A 20,251-nucleotide genomic window follows, 5' to 3' on the forward strand; every position below is an offset into this window, starting at 1 on the left:
TTAAGTCTTATTTTTGTTTTTTTAAATTTTTATACGTTTGGCAGAAATAAATACTTCAAATAAGGTTGTAGGTAAAGAATTATATGGATATCAAAAAGATGCACTTCGTGAAATCTTTGATAGATTTGAGAACGCGCCTAAAGATTATCATTTATTATACCAGTTACCAACTGGTGGTGGAAAAACAGTTATATTTTCTGAAATTGTAAGACGTTATATCGCAAATTTTAAAAAGAAAGTTTTGGTTTTAACTCACAGAATTGAGTTAAGTAAGCAAACTTCTAAAATGCTAAAAGAGTTTGGTGTTAGTAATAAAATAATAAACTCTACTGCAAAATTAGATGATCAACACGATTTTGATTGTTTTGTAGCAATGGTAGAAACGCTAAAAAATCGTCTAAATGATGATAAACTAGATATTTCTGATATTGGTTTAGTAATTGTGGATGAAGCGCATTACAATTCTTTTACAAAAATTTTCAAGTTTTTCGATCAATCTTTTATTCTTGGTGTTACTGCAACTCCTTTAAGCTCAAACATTAAATTACCAATGTATGAGAACTATCAAGAGTTGTTTGTGGGTGAATCTATTCAAGATTTAATTGATAATAATTACTTAGCAAAAGCAAATATGTACTCTTATAATGTTGGGTTAACCTCATTAGAAGTTGGTGCAAATGGAGATTATACTGTAAAATCTTCTGAAGATTTGTATACAAACACAGATATGCTTACTAAGTTAGTTTCTGCTTACGAAGAAACAGCAAAAGGTAAAAAAACATTAATTTTTAACAACGGTATTAATACATCAATTCAGGTTTTTCATGCATTTAAAAAAGCTGGTTATCCAATTGCTCATTTAGATAATACCAACACTAAAAAAGAAAGAGAATTAATTTTAAGATGGTTTCATAAAACACCAAATGCCATCATTACTTCTGTAAGTATTTTAACAACTGGTTTTGATGAGCCTAGTATTGAGGCAATTATCTTAAATAGAGCAACCAAATCATTAACGCTTTATTATCAGATGATTGGGCGTGGTTCTCGTATTTTTAAGAATAAAAGTACTTTTGATGTTGTTGATTTAGGTAACAACTTTTACAGATTTGGACCTTGGGGAGCTGATTTAGATTGGCAAAAAATGTTTAGAGCTCCAGATTATTATTTAAATGCCATTCTTTCTGATGAAGAAATAGAAAGCACATTTAGATACGAATTGCCTGCAGATGTTAAAAAAGAATTTGCAAAATCTACAGATACCTATTTCGATATGAAAAAAGTATACATAGATACTATTCGTTCAGGAGAATCTTCTAAAAGAGTATTAGAAAAATCGATTGTACACCATGCTAAAATGTGTATCGAAAATAGCGAAGATGTTTTTGATGCTTTAATTTTAGCAAAAATGCTAGGAGAGGAGATAGACGATAGAATTAACAGATATGCAAAGTGTATTTCTAAAAGTACACACAACTTTGTAACTTGGTTAAAAGATGATTATAGGAAGAAATTAAACTCATATTTAAGAGAAAACTTCGATGAAGATTATGAGAAAATTTTTGGTCATCCACCAATAGACGAATAAAATATTTTTTATCAAAACGCTGATCAGTCAGCGTTTTTTTTGCTTTAATTTTATTTTAGATAAGATTTTTAACGAGATTATACTTAAAATTAAGCTTTATAAGGTTTTGAAATCCTTATGTTTAAAGGGAAAAAATAAAAATGAATTATTTTTTTACTTTTTTTTTGATTTTGTTTTTTGTATTCAAAAATAATTTACATTTACTGCACTTATGTTTAAGTAAAATGTTTAGTTTTTCTTATTTCGGAAGTAGCTCTTTATTGGAGAATGAAGGCTACATTGCATTTTGGAAATGCAACGAAAAAATAAAGGTTTCTCCATTTTCGTTTCTTCAAGAATTGCAGCTTTTCTCTAAGTTGCATGTTGTTTACTTGCAAATATTACAGTGATAATTTCCTTTTTCTAGGGTTATAATTTCTATTCTAAAACTTTTTTTATTTTAGTCTGGACAGGTTTATCATACAATTAATTTAAAAATACAAGTGAATACAAAATACATCGATTTAATCGAACAAACATTCGATTTTCCTCAAGAAGAATTTAAAACAGAAAATAACAAATTGTTTTGGCACGGAATTAATTTAATGGAATTGGCTATAAAATATGGTGCTCCGTTAAAATTTACATACTTGCCAAAAATATCAGAAAACATCAACAAAGCAAAAGGTTGGTTTAAAGAAAGTATGGAAAAACATAATTATAAAGGTCAATACTTTTACAGTTATTGTACAAAAAGTTCTCACTTTAAACACATTTTAAATGAAGCTTTAAAAAATGATATTCATATAGAAACATCATCTGCTTTTGATATTGATATTGTTAATAACCTTAAAAAAGAAGGTAAAATAAAAGACAATACGTATGTAATTTGCAACGGATTTAAACGTGATCAATACATTAAAAATATTGGTGGTTTAATTAATTCTGGACATCAAAATGTAATTCCGATTATAGATAATTACGAAGAATTAAATCTTTTATTAGATGAAACGGAAAAAAAACTAAATGTTGGTATCAGAATCGCATCAGAAGAAGAACCAAAATTCGAATTCTACACTTCTCGTTTAGGAATTGGATACAAAAATATTGTGTCTTTTTACGAGCGTGAAATTGCTAATAATAAGCAAGTTGATTTAAAAATGTTACATTTTTTTATCAATACGGGTATTAAAGACAACGCGTATTATTGGAACGAGTTGATGAAATGTTTAAACGTTTACATCAACCTAAAAAAAGTGTGTCCGAGTTTAGATAGTTTAAATATTGGCGGTGGTTTTCCTATAAAAAACTCTTTAGCTTTTGATTATGATTATGCTTACATGATTGATGAAATTATCAATCAAATAAAACAAGCATGTGATGAAGCAGAGGTAGAAGTGCCTCACATTTTTACAGAATTTGGAAGTTTTACTGTTGGCGAATCTGGAGCGGCAATTTATGAAGTTTTATATCAGAAAAAACAAAATGATAGAGAACGCTGGAATATGATAAACTCTTCATTTATAACAACTTTACCAGACTCTTGGGCAATTAATAAACGTTTTATAATGTTGCCAATTAATAAATGGAATAAACAATATGAACGTGTTTTATTAGGTGGTTTAACTTGTGATAGTGATGATTATTACAATTCAGAACAACACATAAATGGTATTTATTTACCGGTTTATGAAAAAGAAAACCCATTGTTTATCGGCTTTTTTAATACCGGAGCATATCAAGAATCTGTTGGTGGTTTTGGTGGATTACAACACTGTTTAATTCCGCATCCAAAACATTTAATTATTGATAGAGATGAAGAAGGAAACTTGATCACTAAAATATTTAAAGAACAACAAAAAAGTAGCGAATTGCTTTCTATTTTAGGTTATGGAGAGTTATCAGAAAGTAAAATTGAATCAGAAAAATTAATAAAAGAAGAAGTTATTTAAGCTTCAAAAAATAGCATGAATACAAATAAAACATACGCAGGAATTTCAGAAAAATATGGAAACCTGTCAACATCAAAAATAGTTATAATTCCTGTTCCTTATGATGGAACAAGTACTTGGCAAAAAGGAGCAGATAAAGGGCCACAAGCTTTTTTAGAAGCGTCTGAAAATATGGAACTGTACGATATAGAAACAGATTCTGAAGTGTATAAAGAAGGTGTTTATTTAGCGGATGCTATTACAGAGAATGCGTCACCAGAAACAATGGTAGATGCAGTGCATGATATCACTAAAAAATACATTAACAGAAATAAATTTGTAACTGTTTTTGGTGGAGAACACTCAATTTCTATTGGTACAATTAGAGCTTTTAACGAGTGTTTTAACAATTTAACGGTTTTACATATTGATGCGCATGCAGATTTAAGAAAAGAATACGAAGGTTCTAAATGCAACCACGCTTGTGCAGTTTACGAAGCGAATTCTACAACTAATTTAGTGCAAGTTGGAATTAGAAGTATGGATATTTCTGAAAAAAGAGAAATGAATTTGGATAAAGTTTTCTTTGCACATGATATGGCTGTAAATGAAGATTGGATGGAAGATGTTATTGACCAATTAACAGAAAATGTTTTTATCACGTTTGATTTAGATGCCTTAGATCCATCGATTATGCCATCAACAGGAACACCAGAACCTGGCGGATTATTTTACTATGAAACATTAGAGTTTTTAAAACAAGTTTTTGAGCAAAAAAATGTGGTTGGTTTTGATATGGTAGAATTATGTCCAAACGGAAATGAGAAATCATCAGACTTTTTAGCGGCTAAATTATTTTACAAAATGTTGAGCTATAAGTTTGCTGCTAACGATGATTCTTATGACAATGGAGAAGATGAAAATGATTCAAATCCGTTTAATAAATTATCAAAATTTAAAAATGATGACGACGATTTTTAAGTTTCTATAATGATAAAAAATATAGAAAATATCGAATTGCAGTTTTTAACTTTAGATGATTATAAAGCGTTAAAAGCTGCAATGATTCAGGCATATTCTAGCATGCCAGATTCTTATTGGAAAGAAAATCAGATTAAAACACTAATCGAAAAATTTCCTGAAGGACAAGTTGTTATCAAAATAAATGGAGAATTAGCAGGTTGTGCATTGTCTATCAAATTAGATTACGATAGTTTCGATGATCAGCATACCTACAAAGATATTACAGACAATTATACGTTTGATACGCATGACGAAAATGGTGATGTTTTATACGGAATTGATGTTTTTATAAAATCAGAATACAGAGGTTTACGCTTGGGTAGAAGGTTGTATGATTACAGAAAAGAGTTGGCAGAAAAGCAGAACTTAAGAGGAATTGCATTTGGAGGAAGAATACCAAATTATCATAAATATGCAGCAACTTTATCACCAAAAGAATATATAGAAAGTGTAAAGCGTAAAGAAATTAACGATCCGGTTTTAAACTTTCAAATTTCGAATGATTTTCATCCTTCAAAAATTTTAAAAGGATATTTAGAAGGTGATGAAAATTCTGGTGAGTTTGCCGTTTTATTAGAGTGGGACAATATTTATTACGAGAAAAAATCTAAAAAAGCAGCGACAAAGAAAAAAGTAGTTCGTTTAGGATTGATTCAGTGGCAAATGCGTTTGTATAAAGATTTGGAAGAATTAATGCAACAAGCAGAATATTTTGTAGATGCAGTTTCTGCGTATCGTTCTGATTTTGCTTTGTTTCCAGAGTTTTTTAATGCGCCTTTAATGGCAGATAATAATCACTTACCAGAATCGGAAGCAATTAGAGAATTGGCTAAATATACACCTGTAATTGTTCAGAAGTTTTCTGAATTAGCAATTACATACAACATCAATATTATTACGGGTAGTATGCCAGAAATAAAAGAGGAGTTGTTGTATAATGTAGGTTATATCTGTAAAAGAGATGGTAGTACAGAACGTTATGAGAAATTGCATGTAACTCCAGATGAAGCTAAAGTTTGGGGAATGCAAGGTGGAAATCAACTAAAAACATTTGATACCGATTGTGGTAAAATAGGAGTTTTAATTTGTTATGATTCTGAGTTTCCAGAATTAAGTAGAATTTTGGCAGAAGAAGGAATGGATATTTTATTTATCCCGTTTTTAACGGATACGCAAAATGGATATTCTAGAGTAAGACATTGTGCACAAGCAAGAGCCATAGAAAACGAGTGTTATGTTGCCATTGCAGGTAGTGTAGGGAATTTACCAAAAGTAAATAATATGGACATTCAGTTTGCACAATCGATGGTGTTTACACCGTGTGATTTTTCATTTCCTGCAAACGGAATAAAAGCAGAAGCTACCACAAATACAGAAATGATTTTAATTGCTGATGTAGATTTAGATCTCTTAAAAGATTTAAATCAATTTGGTAGTGTACGTAATTTAAAAGATAGAAGAAAAGACATCTTCGAGGTTAAAAAACTTCAAAAAAATAATTAATAAATAGAATAACGATAAAATCTCTAAATAAATAAAAAAACATCTCGATACAAAATTTCTGAAATAGAAATTTTACTCGATGTGACAGTAAATAAATAATCACTTAAAGAAAGGACTGTCAGTTCGAGTGATTTTTCTTTTTCGAAAAATCGTATCGATAACATTTAGAAATTTTATCAAACAAAATAAAAAAATGAAAAAACCGATTACAAATTTTATAGAAAAATACTTTTTACACTTCAATGCAGCTGCTTTAGTAGATGCAGCAAAAGGGTATGAAGACCAATTAAATAAAGGATCTAAAATGTTAGTTTCTTTAGCAGGAGCAATGAGTACAGCAGAATTAGGTAAGATTTTTGCAGAAATGATTCGTAAAGATAAAGTGCAAATTGTTTCTTGTACTGGCGCAAATTTAGAAGAAGATATTATGAATTTAGTAGCACATTCTCATTACAAACGTGTGCCTAATTATAGAGATTTAACGCCACAAGATGAGTGGGATTTATTAGAAAAAGGATTAAACCGAGTTACAGACACTTGCATACCAGAAGAAGAAGCCTTTAGAAGAATACAAGAACATATTGTAAAAATATGGAAAGATGCAGAAGCGAATGGAGAACGTTATTTGCCACATGAATACATGTACAAGTTGTTGTTGTCTGGTGTTTTAGAACAGTATTATGAAATTGATCTCAAAGATTCTTGGATGTATGCAGCCGCAGAAAAAAACTTGCCAATTGTAGTTCCTGGTTGGGAAGATTCAACAATGGGAAACATTTTTGCTTCTTATGTTTTAAAAGGCGAACTAAAAGCAAGTACCATGAAATCTGGAATTGAATACATGACATTTTTAGCAGATTGGTATACTAATAATTCTGAAAACGGAATTGGATTTTTTCAAATAGGAGGAGGAATTGCAGGAGATTTTCCTATTTGTGTTGTACCAATGTTGTATCAAGATATGGAAAGAACAGACACACCTTTTTGGAGTTATTTCTGTCAGATTTCAGATTCTACAACAAGTTATGGTTCTTATTCTGGAGCTGTACCAAATGAAAAAATTACTTGGGGTAAATTAGATATAGATACACCTAAATTTATCATAGAAAGTGATGCAACCATTGTAGCTCCGTTAATTTTTGCATATTTATTAGAAATGTAAACCTGTATATGTTTTATTGAAATTTAATTTTAAATATTGCTAATAAAACTTATTGAAAATTTATTAAAATGAAGAGAGTAATTGTAGAGTACGCAAAATTAACAAAAGACATTTTAGATTTATTAATAGAAAAATATCCTGATGGATATGATTATGATGATATTATTTCTTTTAAAAATGCAAAAGGAGAAACCATTAAGGCTGTAGAAGTGAAAACTGAGGATACTGACTATTTAGTTAAAATTAGTACCAAGTTAGAAGAAGCAATGGAAGAATATGCAGATGATGAAGATTTCTTTGAAGATAATGATGATTTTGATGTAAATATTTCTGATGAAGATTAAATAGAATGAATTGAAATAAAAAAAGCTCTGAGTTTTCAGAGCTTTATTTTTTATAAAATTGATAAACTATTTAGCGGGTAATATTTTACCTACACATTCACCAAAACCAATACGCACTTTATCATTTTTACAATGTGCACGCATAATTACAGTATCATTATCATTAATAAATTTACGTTCTGTTCCGTCTTTTAATTTTATAGGATTTTCTCCCTTCCAAGTTAATTCTAACATAGAACCAAAACTATCTTTAGTTGGTCCAGAAATTGTTCCAGAACCCATCATATCTCCAGCTTCTACTGGGCATCCATTTACTGTATGGTGTGCTAACTGTTGTGCCATTGTCCAGTACATATATTTAAAATTAGAGTTAGAAACAACAGTTTCTTCTCCGTTTTCTGGTTGAATACCAACTTGTAAATGAATATCGTAACTCCCTTTACCTTCTTGTTTTAAATAAGAAAGTGGTTCGTGTGCTTGTTTTGGGTTATCAACTCTAAAAGGTTCTAGAGCATCTAAGGTAACAATCCAAGGAGAAATAGTTGAAGCAAAACTTTTTCCTAAAAATGGTCCTAAAGGCACATATTCCCAGGCTTGTATATCTCTTGCAGACCAATCATTAAATTGCACCAAACCAAAAATATATTCTTCCGCTTCTTCAATCGGAATTCTATCACCCATAACATTGGCATCAGTGGTAATAAAAGCCATTTCTAGTTCAAAATCTATTAATTTACTTGGTCCAAAACTAGGAGTATTGCTACCTTCTGCAGGTTTTGTTTGTCCATAAGGTCTTTTTATTGGTGTACCAGAAGGAATTATAGAAGAACTTCTACCATGATAACCAATAGGTATGTGTAACCAATTTGGTAGTAAAGCATTTTCTGGATCTCTAAATAAAGAACCAACATTTGTTGCGTGTTCTTTACTAGCGTAAAAATCGGTATAATCGCCTACAGCAACTGGCAAAAGCATTTCTACTTCGTCCATTCTAAAAATAATTTTGTCTTTATGATCTGGATTATCTCTTAAACTTCCGTTTGTTACATCAAAAACTTCTGCAATTCTATTACGCACTAATCTCCATGTTTTACGGCCATCAGCAATAAAATCATTTAAATTATCTTGTAAAAAAATATCGTCTGTAAGCGGAATTCCATCAAAATAACCTAATTGATGAAAGGCTCCTAAATCTATTGCAAAATCGCCAATTCTACTTCCAATTGTAATAATATCATCTCTGGTTATAAAAACACCAAAAGGGATATTTTGAATCGGAAAATCTGAATTCTCTTTTACTTTTAACCAAGATTTTCTTTTAGGATTATTTGCGGTTATAATCATTGTAAGGATTTTATTTTTATCAAACCTACATAATTTTTTATCATTTTAAAACAAATATTGAATGAAAAATATAATTTTAAGAATAGTTTAATGAGTATTCTTTAATTATTAATAAGTTGTTAAAAACATCGAATAAATAGCTTCAAAAACAATTCGATTTTAATTATTTTTGTAGAATTAATTAATATAAGCAACAATGCAAATAGACAATCAAATTTTTGACCTTATTCAGGAAGAAAAAGAAAGACAATTAAATGGTTTGGAGTTAATAGCTTCAGAAAACTTTGTGAGCGATCAAGTAATGTTGGCACAGGGCTCTATTTTAACGAACAAATATGCTGAAGGATATCCTGGAAAAAGATATTATGGAGGTTGTGAAATTGTAGATATTGTTGAACAAATTGCCATAGATAGAGCTAAAGAATTATTTGGTGCTGAGTATGTGAATGTACAGCCACACTCTGGTTCTCAGGCAAATACTGCTGTTTTTGCAGCCTGTTTAAAACCTGGTGATAAAATTTTAGGTTTCGATTTATCTCATGGAGGGCATTTAACACACGGTTCTCCAGTAAATTTTTCTGGTAAATTATATGAAACTTCTTTTTATGGAGTTGAAAAAGAAACTGGTGTTTTAAATTATGATAAAATTCAAGAAACTGCAACTGCTGAATTACCAAATTTAATTATTGCTGGTGCTTCTGCGTATTCTAGAGATATTGATTTTGCTCGTTTTAGAGAAATTGCAGATTCAGTTGGCGCAATTTTAATGGCAGATATTTCTCATCCTGCAGGTTTAATTGCCAAAGGAATATTAAATGATCCTTTACCTCATTGTCATATTGTTACTACAACAACTCACAAAACTTTAAGAGGCCCAAGAGGAGGAATGATTATGATTGGTAAAGATTTCGAAAATCCGTTTGGAGAAACTTTAAAATCTGGGAAGCCTAAAAAAATGTCTACTTTAATAAATTCTGCTGTTTTTCCTGGAAATCAAGGTGGACCTTTAGAGCACGTTATTGCTGCTAAAGCAATTGCTTTTGGAGAGGCTTTAACAGATGAGTTTTTAGAATATCAAATTCAAGTAAAAGAAAATGCAGCTGCAATGGCTAAAGAATTTGTAGCTAAAGGATATAATTTAATTTCTGGTGGTACAGACAATCATTGTATGTTAATAGATTTACGTAACAAAGATATTTCTGGTAAAGATGCAGAAATTGCTTTAGGTAAAGCAGATATTACAGTAAACAAAAATATGGTTCCTTTTGATGATAAAAGTCCGTTTGTAACTTCTGGAATTAGAGTAGGTACTGCAGCAATTACAACTCGTGGTTTAAAAACTGAAGATATGAAAGCTGTTGTTGATTTTATTGATGAAGCAATACAGAATGCTGAAAATGAAGAGGCTTTACACGAAATAGGAGAACGTGTTGCTGATATGATGAGTGCTCGTAGATTATTTGTGATGTAAACTCATTTTTCTTTAAAAAAAAACACCACTTCATTTTAAGTGGTGTTTTTTTTATCTAAAACTTTTTTAAATTATAGCTAGAATAATAAAACCTATTATAGAGGTTGTAAATGTAGCCAACAATATAGGACCAATATTTTTATTCAATATTTTCGTGTATTTATCTACACCTGCAACTGCTGCTGCAGAAATAATGTTAAATAAGCAAATTGCATTACCTAAAGAAGCGCCATTTAATTGCATTGCTAATATTAATTCTGTAGATAAATTCAAGTTTTCTGCTGAATTATATTGAACGGATCCAAAAATAATGTTAGAAACTGTAGTACTACCTGTTATAAAAGTACCCATTAGCCCAATAAATGGACTAATTAAAGGATAGGCATTTCCTGTTTTTGCAAATAACATAGACATAGTGTCTATCATAGAAAGCATTGTTGTTCCGCTTGACAACATTAGTTGAGTTATACCAAGTGATGGAAATAAAATAAAAAAAATACTTAACGTTTTTTTCAGTGCAGGCTTAAATTTCATTTTATGATTTTTACCTAAAAGAGCTGCACAAAATGAAGCAATTACAAACGGAAAAAGTGGAGACCTAAAAGGTTGGAATGATGCATTTACATCAGAATTAAACATATTATTAAATGATAATTTAAAAGATATTAGCGGTTCAATAGCGGTTATTATTTTGGGTACTAAGAGTAGTACAACTAATACTCCATAAGGTATCCAAGGTTTCCAATCTAATTTTTTGTTTGTGAAAAAGAAAAAAAAGGAGAAAGCACCCATAAATGTTGCAGCGATAACACCTGTTAGTTCTCGAAGAAAAAATGATAAAAGAACAAAAGGTATGGCAATGCTAAAGTATAATTTCCAACTATAAGCAGAAATTTCTGGATGTTCTTTAACAACAAAACGTTGAATAAAATATAATAATATGGCTCCAGAAATTATCATAAAACAGGATGCATAAAGGTAAATTAATTTAACTTGTAATATTCCTATTTCTAAAGAACCTTGAAAACCTGCTATAACAGGAGTACCAATTGCACCTGTAATAGCAAACAAACCATCAATAAGTAAAACAACAACAATTGATAAAATTGGTGAATAACCTAAAGAAATTAATAAAAGAGGAACAATTGCTCCTGGAGTACCAAAACCTGCAACGCTTTCAAAAAAGGCAGTTAAGAAAAAAGCTAAAAAATAAAATTGAAAACTAGAATTATAGTGTGCTTTTTTAAGAGAATTTTTTATTTTTTCAATAAAACCTACTTGTTCCATATTAGAATGTAGTAACAATGCACCAAAAACAATCATTAAAATTGAAATCGTGTTGATAAAAGCAGATATTAAAGCCGCAGGAAAAGCAATTAACTTACTATCCCATATAAAAAATAATATTGTTGTTATAATAAAACCAGAATAAATTCCGGCTTTTACACCTTTTAATAAACTTACCAAAAGCAATACCAATATTGGTGTTAAAGATAGAATTGAATAAAAAATATTCATAAAATTGATCGTTTAAAAAGTGTAAATTTTAATGTTACTTAGAAATAATATTTATCTAATTTCAAAATAGAGATTTAGAACAATCAAAAGTAATATTACTTAAATTTAAGTATTATGATAATTGTCAATTTATAAATGATAGTTTAAAAACATATTTGAATTCGAAATAGAAAATCACTTTTATAAACCACTTTATTTGACAGACATTATTAAATAATAAATATTCTTAAGAGTTGACACTATTACAGGTTCTTTTTTTTAAATTTGACGAAAAACAATATGGACGCTTATTTTATTGCAACAGTTTTAGTTTTTCTTTCTGCCATTTTTGGTTATGTAAACGTTCGTTTACTAAAAATGCCAAACACAATTGGTTTAATGATAATGACAATTGTTTTTACTTTAATTGTTTTATTGATAAGTTATTTTGATCCTACTTTGTTAAATTTAGAAAAATCAATTATTTCTAGTATTGATTTTAAATCTGTTTTATTAGATGAAATGTTAAGTTTCTTGTTGTTTGCAGGTGCTTTGCATACCAATTTTGAGCAATTAAAAATTCAACGTTGGCCAATTTTACTATTTTCTACATTAGGTGTCTTAACATCAACATTTTTAGTGGGTATTGTTATGTTCTTTATCCTTAATGTTTTAAGTTTCGATGTTAATTTTATTTATTGTTTGTTATTTGGAGCTCTAATTTCTCCCACAGATCCTATTGCTGTTTTAGGGATTTTAAAACAAGTTGGTGCACCAAAAAAATTGGAAACTAAAATTGTTGGTGAATCTTTATTTAATGATGGAGTAGGAGTTGTGGTTTTCTTAACCATTTTTCAGATTGCAAAATCGGGTATAGATAATACATCTTTTGTAGATGTTGCACAATTATTTGGGCAAGAAGTAATTGGTGGAATTGTGTTAGGTGGTTTGTTAGGATTGGTTTCTTATCGTTTAATAAAGTCTATAGACGATTATGATATAGAAGTAATTATAACTTTAGCTGCAGTTATGGGAGGTACAGTAATTGCACATAAATTACATTTATCTGCACCTTTAGCAATGGTAACTGCTGGTTTAATTGTTGGTAATGATACTGTAAGAGCAAGTTCTATGTCTGAAGTAACAGAGAAATATGTAGATAAATTTTGGGAATTATTAGACATTTTGTTAAATGCAATTTTATTCGTTTTAATTGGTATGGAAATGCTAGTTTTAGTTTTTGAAGGTAAATATATTATTGCAGGTTTAATAGCAGTACCAATTGTTTTAATTTGTAGATATATCTCTTTATTTCTGCCAATTAACATCTTTAAAAAGAAGTTAGATTTTGTGCCAAAAACTAATTTAATTATGACTTGGGGAGGTTTACGTGGTGGAATTTCTATTGCGTTAGCCTTAGGTTTATCAACAGAAATGCATAGAGATTTATTTTTAGTAATTACTTATATAGTGGTTGTGTTTTCTATAATTGTACAAGGTTTAACTGTAGGTAAATTGATAAATAGATTTAAATTAAAATCATAAAAAAAGTATCAAAGTGTAATACTTTGATACTTATATTTTTTAGGTTGATTTTTTAATTACCAACTCTTAATTTCTTCAGCAATTTCGTCTTTGGTTTTTCCATATTTCTCTTGGATTTCCCCAATTAATTTGTCTTTTTTTCCTTCGGCTTCTGTAGATTCATCATTGGTAATTTGTCCGAATTTATCTTTAAATTCACCTTTAATTTGTTTCCATTTACCTTCTTTTGTGTCTGTGTTCATAATGTGTGTTTTTTAATTATTATTAATTTAATTTATGAGAATGATACGTTTTTTAGCTGTTCTGAATTTTATCAGCAACTTTTTTATCAGATTTATCTGTAGCACTATGTACTTGATTCTCTAATAACTCTTTATCTTCTCCTTGTAGCCTTTTTTTGCTACTATCTTTATCTTTATAGCCATCTTTTACAGTCCCTTTTAATGGATGTAAATGAGGCTCGTGTTTGTCTTCTGCCATTTTAGTAATTATTGGGTTCCTATTTCGATTCCTTATTTCATAAGTTTTGCCAAAATTCTTTTTTGTAAAGTGTCATGACCTTCTTTAATTTCATCAATTTTATCAATGTCTTTACCAATCAAAACCTCTTTATCTTTATCACCATTAGTACCTTTTAAAATTTTAGTTTCTTGGGTTTGAATGGTTTGTTCACCTGCTATATTTTCAGTGACTCCTTCAGTTTCGACGTCTTTATATAACTTAGTTTCTGTATCTTTATTTGTATTCATAATGTATATTTAATTGTTACACTACAAAAGTAAAGTAGAAATAAAGTTGGGCTTAACTCGTATAAAGTTAATCTTAACTCAAAAGCAAATAGTTAGTCGTTGTTTGCTCTTTCAATAATTTTTTCGGGAAGTGATTTTTTGGCTTTTGCGCCCATTTTCTTGAGCTTTTCTACAGAAGTAATTAAGTTTCCTTTACCATCAAACAATTTATTCATGGCATTAGAATATTCTTTTTTGCTATCATCAATACGTTTACCAATACCAATTAAATCAGTTAATAAACCATTAAATTTATCGTATAAAGCACCAGCTTGTCTTGCAATTTCCATTGCATTTCTTTGTTGCTTTTCGTTATTCCACATAGAATCTATGGTTCTTAATGTGGCTAATAAAGTAGAAGGAGTTACAATAACAATGTTTTTCTCAAAAGCTTTGTTGTACAAATGATTATCAGCATTTAGAGCTACTGCAAAAGCAGGTTCTATAGGAATGAATAACAATACAAAGTCTGGTGATTCTATTTGATATAAATCTTCATATTTTTTTTCTGATAATTGCTCAATATGTCTTTTTAAAGAATTGATGTGTTCTTTTAAAAATTGTGTCTTTAATGTTTCATCATCTTCATTTATAAATTGCTCATAAGCAGTTAATGAAACTTTAGAATCTACAATCATTTTTTTGTTATCTGGCAAATGAATTACAACATCTGGCAACACTCTTTTGCCTTCTTCAGTAGTAAAGCTTTGCTGCACAAAATACTCTCTATCTTTCTCTAAACCAGATTTTTCTAAAACACGTTCTAAAACTAATTCACCCCAATTACCTTGCATTTTAGAATCACCTTTTAAAGCTTTGGTTAAGTTTAAAGTGTCTTTACTCATTTGTTGATTTAACTCTTTTAAACCTAAAATTTGCTGACGTAAAGCTGCATGATAATCGATACTTTCTTTATGAGTTTTATCAACTTTATCTTCAAAAACCTTTATTTTTTCTTGCAAAGGATTTAAAATTACTTTTAAATTTTCTTTGTTTTGTTCTGTAAATTTATTTGACTTTTCTTCTAAAATTTTATTGGCTAAAACCTCAAAATCACTGGTAAATTTTTTCTGAAGATTTTCTACTTCTGCTTTGTGTTCTTCTAATTTTAACTGTAAGTTTTTAATTTCAGAATCTTGACGTGTATTTAATTGCAGTAAATTTTCTTTTTCTTGCTGACTACTTTTTATCTCTTTTTGTAATTCAATAAAATTGTTTTCGGCAAGATCTTTAGACTGTTGTAATAAAGCAACACGTTCTTGTAAAGTAGACTTTTCTTTCTCTACAATTGTGTTCTCTTTTTCTAAATTTAATTTGGTAAGTAATTTACCAATAAAAAAACCTATTACACTAAAAACCAGTGCTATTAAAAAGTAAGCAATCAAATCTGTCATTGTATCAAATTAAGTGCTTAAATTTATCACTTTTAAAACAGACAATGAAAGGATTTGCAAGATTTATATTATTTACAATTTTAGGTTGGAAGTTTGAAGGAGAGTTCAACAAAACCATCAAAAAATATGTAGTTATTGCTGCTCCACATACAAGTTGGGTAGATTTTCCGATTGCAATCTTAACCAGAATGAGTTCTGGTATCATGATTAATTTTATTGGTAAAGCTTCACTTTTTAAAGGTCCTTTTGGTTTTATTTTTAAAGCTTTGGGTGGCACACCTGTAGATAGAAGTAAGAATAATAAATTTGTAGATGTTATAGTCGATATTTTTAATTCTAAAGAAGAATTTAGATTAGGCATCTCTCCTGAAGGTACTCGTAAAAAAGTTACTACTTGGAAAACTGGTTTCTATTATATTGCAAAAGGTGCAAATGTACCTATAATAATGGCTACTTTAGATTTTGAAAATAAAAAGATTAAAATCTCTGAACCTTTTTATACAACTGATAATAAAGAAGAAGATATTGCCTGTTTAAGGGGGTTTTTCTTAAATGTAAAGGGGAAAAACCCTGAGTTATCATAAAGCATTTTTACACAAGTACAAGAAGTATTAAATTGCCCTATATTTCTTTATGAATAAATAAAATCTAGGGATTTTTTATTGATTAAAAGACGTAGAAAATAGTTATCATTGTTACGAATTGAAAACTATGTCTCCAAAATTTTATTTTGGAGACTTTTTTTTGATAATTATTTAATCTACTTATTGTTCTTTTAAAAGTATAGGCAAATTTTCTTCATCTATTTATATTTTTCTGATACTTTTTGTGCAATACCTATAATTACTTCTGTTGCTTTTATCATAGATTCTACAGGTACATATTCAAAACGACCGTGAAAATTATGACCACCAGCAAAAATATTTGGGCAAGGCAAACCTTTATAAGAAAGCTGAGAACCATCTGTTCCTCCACGAATTGGCTTTATTAAAGGAGTAATACCAAGATCTTTCATTACTTCTTCTGCAATATCTACAATATGCATTACAGGTGTAATTTTCTCTTTCATATTAAAATATTGATTTTTAATAACAACAGAAATTAAATCTTGTTGTAAGCGTTCGTTAAAATGGTCTGCAATTTTTTGCATCAATTTTTTTCTTTTTTCAAACAAATCAAAATCGTGATCTCTAATAATATACTCTAAAACAGTTTGTTCTACATCACCACTAATATCATGTAAATGGAAAAAACCTTCATAATCTTCTGTTTGTTCTGGTACTTCTTTGGTTGGTAAAGCAGTAATATAATCGTTTGCAATTAAGATTGAATTGATCATTTTTCCTTTTGCATAACCAGGATGTACTATTTTACCAGAAATAGTGACTATTGCAGAAGCTGCATTAAAATTTTCATATTCTAATTCACCAATTTGACTACCATCCATAGTGTACGCCCATTCTGCACCAAATTTATCCACATTAAATAAATGTGCTCCTTTACCAACTTCTTCATCTGGTGTAAAACAAATTCTAATTTTTCCGTGTTTAATTTCTGGATGGTTTACTAAATATTCCATTGCAGTAACAATTTCTGTAACTCCTGCTTTATCATCTGCGCCTAAAAGTGTTGTACCATCAGTAGTAATAATGGTCTGACCTTTGTATTGCAACAAATCATCAAAATAATCTGGAGACAAAACAATGTTTTCTTTTTCATTTAAAATGATTGCATTGCCTTGATAATTTTCAATAATTTGAGGTTTTACATTTGATCCTGTAAAATCTGGACTGGTATCTATATGTGCAATAAAACCAATAGTTGGCACTTTATGGGTGATATTACTGGGCAAAGTTGCCATTATGTAACAATTTTCATCTAATTCAACATCTTGTAAACCAATTTGCTGAAGTTCAGTTACTAACTTTTTAGCTAAAACCCATTGTTTTTCTGTGCTTGGAAAAGCAGGATTATTAGGGGCTGATTCAGTATCTATGGTTACATAACTTATAAAACGTTCTGTAATTTGTTCTTTATTAATCATAATCTAGATGATATTTTCAATTTAATTTTTTAGTTTGATGTTCTCTATCAACGAAAAAGCTTCACAAAAACGATTATTTACCAAAGAATCTCCATAAATTTCGGTTTTAGCTAAAACAAAATTTGATTCGTTTACTTTTATAAAAGTATTACAAACTTGATAGTTAAACTTTCCTTTTTTGCCTTTAAAAACCATATATAATGATGGTTTTTCTAAAAGTAAAATCTGTTTTGATTTTGTTTTAATAAGACCTTTAGCCAAGTTTTCTTGTTCTTGTTGTAATAAAAAAGTATCATCAAAATTTATTTTATTTTGGATGAAAGTTACATCTAAAAGTACAGTTTCAGTAAGTTGTTTTGTAGTATCTGCTGTAAAAATAGAAGATTGCACTTCATCTTGATATAAATTTGTTTTCCAATTTTTAGGAATATCTAAAGAAAACAGATCTTTTACATCATTTACAGTTTCTAAATTATTAAAAGCTAAAGTTTCGCAATTAAAATCTTTGCTAATTTCTGATTTCTTTTGGCAAGAAAAAAGTAGGAGAGAAGCTAGAAAAAGGGTTTTTATTATGAGTTTCACTGATATAAAAATGGTTTTATTTAATTTTTCATTATTTTATCTAAATCTTGGATTAAAAAATCATTTTCTTTTGAATAAATTAAAACTCTATCTTTTGGTTTTGTTCCAGTCTTATCTGTCCAATAATTAGTAGTCATTGCAAATTTATCTTTTGATAATTTTATAATTTTAAAAAGTTTATAGTTATTTTGAATATTTTCTATTCTCCATTTTAAAGAAAGTTGTTTTTTATTGTAAACCTCAACTACTAAAAAAAGTTCTTTTGTTTCGAAAATAAAAACAACATTGGATATCTTTTGTATATCATAAACATTATCTAAAGTAGTAATTAACTTTTCTTCGTTTTCTTTTTTATTAATAAAGTAAAATTTATTATTTTTCCAATAATAAGTAATACCATATTTATTTTTGTTTTCTGGTCTATAGATTTTTGTATTTATGATTTCATTAACTAATTTAGAATCAGAATTTAATACACTTTTTTTCACACTAGTCATTTCTACTGAGTTCATAAACCAGTTACAATAAAAATCATCAAATTTAATTTTTCTTTGTGTTTTTCTGATTTTTTCTCTGTTTTTAATAGCATATTCTAGTATTTTTAAGGTGTCTAGGATATTGAAACTGCTACCAACTTGTCTAACAACAATTCCATCTATAATTAATAAGTTTTTATTGTATATATCATCAATGTTATTGAAATTTGATATTCCTCTATCAAAACTTAGAAAATATGTAGGCTTAACGTTTCCAACATAAAAATGATTAAAATCTAAAAGAATTGGCTCTTTATAGTTAAGAGTTTGCGCTAATCGTTCAGCTAAAATTCCTATTATTTCAATTTTATTTACTTCTTCGTATTTGTAACCCGTTTTAATTATAGTTTTTATGTTTCCTGTTTCCTTAACAACATAAAAATCTCTATGACCAAAAATATTTATAGAAAACAAAAATATAAATGTAGAGAAAAGAAGTTTTTTTTTATTCATAAATATCAAAAGCTTATTCTAATATTAACTTTCCAATTTTCTCATTACCACTTAACCAAGCTGTGTTTTTATCTACAAACTGAATGGCATAATAACTCTCTTTAGAAACATCTTTCCAGGTTTTACCAGCATCATTAGAAAAAGAAACCCCAGTTTTGCCTACTGCAAAAATCTCTTTACCATTTGTGTTTGGTACATATTGCACACAACTTTTATAGTTTGGGTTTTGGTTGTCTGCAATTAGTGTCCAAGTTTTTCCACCATCTGTTGTTATGGCTTTGTTTGCTTTGTTTTCTAGTGGTTTAGAATAATCACCTCCAATAATAATTCCGTTGTTTTTATCAGCAAAATCAATAGAATAAATTCCTTGAGGCCCATTACCTTGAATAATTGGTGTGTTATAAACCTGCCAAGTTTTTCCAAAATCTGTAGATTTTAAAACTCTTGCTTTTGCACCTCCAGAAGCAATCCAAACTGTGCTACCCATTGTTTTTATGTTGGTGTTACTTGCTGCAAAAAATGCTTCTCCATTTTCAAATTTAGGAGATGCATCACAAGACAATTTTTGCCAAGTTTTACCAGCATCCGAAGTTAAAAGAATTGAAGCACAATCTTCTGTAGGATCTCCAACTGCAATTCCGTGTAAATTATCATCAAAAAAAGTTAAAGCATCATAAAATACTTTTTCGTGTTCTTCTTTATAAACTATGGTAGATTTTCCTTGCGAAATTTTATACAATAAAGCAGGATTACCAATAGAAAGGGCAAAATAATCATTGCCATTAAAGGCAACACTTCTAAAATTCGGAATTATAGAATCTTTGTATTTGATGTTTAAAGCATTTAAAGAAACACCTTTATCCGTTTTAAAACCAACATTTCCTTTAGAACCAGCATAATAAACTTTTTCTGAATCTAGAACTTTTATAGCTCTTATGCTTGTGCTGTCAATCTTAAAATTTTGTATTTGAATGGTATCAATGTTTCTAGGGATATATTCTTTAGTACAAGAGTTTATTAAAAGGAAAGCAAAAAATAATAGTGTTATTCTTTTCATTTTTGATATT

At 28.9% G+C, this 20,251-nt stretch carries 19 protein-coding genes; 9 read left to right on the forward strand and 10 right to left on the reverse strand.

The features are described from left to right. Positions 1 to 37 precede the first annotated feature (37 nt). From ACJJVK_RS13695 to ACJJVK_RS13720, 6 genes are all read left to right on the forward strand, one after another. The gene (locus ACJJVK_RS13695; RefSeq protein ID WP_405566813.1) at positions 38 to 1,588 is read left to right on the forward strand and encodes a DEAD/DEAH box helicase; all 1,551 of its coding nucleotides are present in this window, start codon (positions 38 to 40) and stop codon (positions 1,586 to 1,588) included. 482 nt (positions 1,589 to 2,070) lie between these two features. Further along, positions 2,071 to 3,519 carry an arginine decarboxylase gene (locus tag ACJJVK_RS13700; protein ID WP_405566816.1) on the forward strand — a complete coding sequence of 483 codons (1,449 nt, stop codon included), beginning with the start codon at positions 2,071 to 2,073 and terminating at the stop codon, positions 3,517 to 3,519. Positions 3,520 to 3,534: 15 nt separating this feature from the next. After that, the gene (gene speB / locus ACJJVK_RS13705) at positions 3,535 to 4,479 is read left to right on the forward strand and encodes an agmatinase (RefSeq protein WP_405566819.1); all 945 of its coding nucleotides are present in this window, start codon (positions 3,535 to 3,537) and stop codon (positions 4,477 to 4,479) included. Between the two features lie 9 nt (positions 4,480 to 4,488). Then, on the forward strand, positions 4,489 to 6,024 hold the full coding sequence (locus tag ACJJVK_RS13710) for a GNAT family N-acetyltransferase (protein WP_405566822.1): 1,536 nt from the start codon (positions 4,489 to 4,491) through the stop codon (positions 6,022 to 6,024). Between the two features lie 193 nt (positions 6,025 to 6,217). Further along, positions 6,218 to 7,186, forward strand: a complete 969-nt coding sequence (locus ACJJVK_RS13715) for a deoxyhypusine synthase family protein (protein ID WP_405566825.1) — start codon at positions 6,218 to 6,220, stop codon at positions 7,184 to 7,186. Between the two features lie 68 nt (positions 7,187 to 7,254). Continuing rightward, positions 7,255 to 7,530: a hypothetical protein gene (locus ACJJVK_RS13720; protein ID WP_405566827.1), complete on the forward strand. Its 276-nt coding sequence runs from the start codon at positions 7,255 to 7,257 to the stop codon at positions 7,528 to 7,530. A gap of 66 nt (positions 7,531 to 7,596) precedes the next feature. Here the strand turns inward: ACJJVK_RS13720 and fahA are convergent, their stop codons facing one another. Then, positions 7,597 to 8,874: a fumarylacetoacetase gene (fahA, locus tag ACJJVK_RS13725; protein ID WP_405566830.1), complete on the reverse strand. Its 1,278-nt coding sequence runs from the start codon at positions 8,872 to 8,874 to the stop codon at positions 7,597 to 7,599. A gap of 196 nt (positions 8,875 to 9,070) precedes the next feature. Between fahA and glyA the strand changes: the two genes are divergently transcribed. Continuing rightward, positions 9,071 to 10,345 carry a serine hydroxymethyltransferase gene (gene glyA, locus ACJJVK_RS13730; RefSeq protein WP_215995433.1) on the forward strand — a complete coding sequence of 425 codons (1,275 nt, stop codon included), beginning with the start codon at positions 9,071 to 9,073 and terminating at the stop codon, positions 10,343 to 10,345. 66 nt (positions 10,346 to 10,411) lie between these two features. Here glyA and ACJJVK_RS13735 read toward each other — a convergent pair whose 3' ends face one another. Next, the gene (locus ACJJVK_RS13735; protein WP_405566833.1) at positions 10,412 to 11,863 is read right to left on the reverse strand and encodes an L-lactate permease; all 1,452 of its coding nucleotides are present in this window, start codon (positions 11,861 to 11,863) and stop codon (positions 10,412 to 10,414) included. A 279-nt stretch (positions 11,864 to 12,142) separates the two neighbouring features. Between ACJJVK_RS13735 and ACJJVK_RS13740 the strand changes: the two genes are divergently transcribed. Further along, on the forward strand, positions 12,143 to 13,387 hold the full coding sequence (locus ACJJVK_RS13740; protein ID WP_405568379.1) for a cation:proton antiporter: 1,245 nt from the start codon (positions 12,143 to 12,145) through the stop codon (positions 13,385 to 13,387). 56 nt (positions 13,388 to 13,443) lie between these two features. Here the strand turns inward: ACJJVK_RS13740 and ACJJVK_RS13745 are convergent, their stop codons facing one another. From ACJJVK_RS13745 to rmuC, 4 genes are all read right to left on the reverse strand, one after another. Next, the gene (locus ACJJVK_RS13745) at positions 13,444 to 13,629 is read right to left on the reverse strand and encodes a CsbD family protein (RefSeq protein WP_405566836.1); all 186 of its coding nucleotides are present in this window, start codon (positions 13,627 to 13,629) and stop codon (positions 13,444 to 13,446) included. Positions 13,630 to 13,681: 52 nt separating this feature from the next. Beyond that, entirely contained in the window at positions 13,682 to 13,867 is a 186-nt protein-coding gene (locus ACJJVK_RS13750; RefSeq protein WP_405566839.1) for a hypothetical protein, read from the reverse strand. A 32-nt stretch (positions 13,868 to 13,899) separates the two neighbouring features. After that, on the reverse strand, positions 13,900 to 14,136 hold the full coding sequence (locus ACJJVK_RS13755) for a hypothetical protein (RefSeq protein WP_405566842.1): 237 nt from the start codon (positions 14,134 to 14,136) through the stop codon (positions 13,900 to 13,902). 92 nt (positions 14,137 to 14,228) lie between these two features. Continuing rightward, positions 14,229 to 15,569 (reverse strand): DNA recombination protein RmuC, encoded by a 1,341-nt coding sequence (gene rmuC, locus ACJJVK_RS13760; RefSeq protein WP_405566845.1) that lies wholly within the window; start codon positions 15,567 to 15,569, stop codon positions 14,229 to 14,231. 44 nt (positions 15,570 to 15,613) lie between these two features. Between rmuC and ACJJVK_RS13765 the strand changes: the two genes are divergently transcribed. Continuing rightward, positions 15,614 to 16,153 carry a 1-acyl-sn-glycerol-3-phosphate acyltransferase gene (locus tag ACJJVK_RS13765; protein ID WP_405566848.1) on the forward strand — a complete coding sequence of 180 codons (540 nt, stop codon included), beginning with the start codon at positions 15,614 to 15,616 and terminating at the stop codon, positions 16,151 to 16,153. Positions 16,154 to 16,371: 218 nt separating this feature from the next. Here ACJJVK_RS13765 and pepT read toward each other — a convergent pair whose 3' ends face one another. From pepT to ACJJVK_RS13785, 4 genes are read right to left on the reverse strand one after another with little or no spacing between them, the layout of a single operon-like run. Continuing rightward, positions 16,372 to 17,613 carry a peptidase T gene (gene pepT / locus ACJJVK_RS13770; RefSeq protein WP_405566851.1) on the reverse strand — a complete coding sequence of 414 codons (1,242 nt, stop codon included), beginning with the start codon at positions 17,611 to 17,613 and terminating at the stop codon, positions 16,372 to 16,374. A gap of 21 nt (positions 17,614 to 17,634) precedes the next feature. Beyond that, entirely contained in the window at positions 17,635 to 18,195 is a 561-nt protein-coding gene (locus tag ACJJVK_RS13775; RefSeq protein WP_405566854.1) for a hypothetical protein, read from the reverse strand. A 20-nt stretch (positions 18,196 to 18,215) separates the two neighbouring features. After that, positions 18,216 to 19,184, reverse strand: a complete 969-nt coding sequence (locus ACJJVK_RS13780; RefSeq protein WP_405566855.1) for a hypothetical protein — start codon at positions 19,182 to 19,184, stop codon at positions 18,216 to 18,218. 13 nt (positions 19,185 to 19,197) lie between these two features. Beyond that, positions 19,198 to 20,241: an oxidoreductase gene (locus ACJJVK_RS13785; protein WP_405566856.1), complete on the reverse strand. Its 1,044-nt coding sequence runs from the start codon at positions 20,239 to 20,241 to the stop codon at positions 19,198 to 19,200. Positions 20,242 to 20,251: the final 10 nt, after the last annotated feature.

Source organism: Polaribacter sp. Asnod6-C07, from assembly GCF_045063625.1.
GTDB lineage: Bacteria > Bacteroidota > Bacteroidia > Flavobacteriales > Flavobacteriaceae > Polaribacter > Polaribacter vadi_A.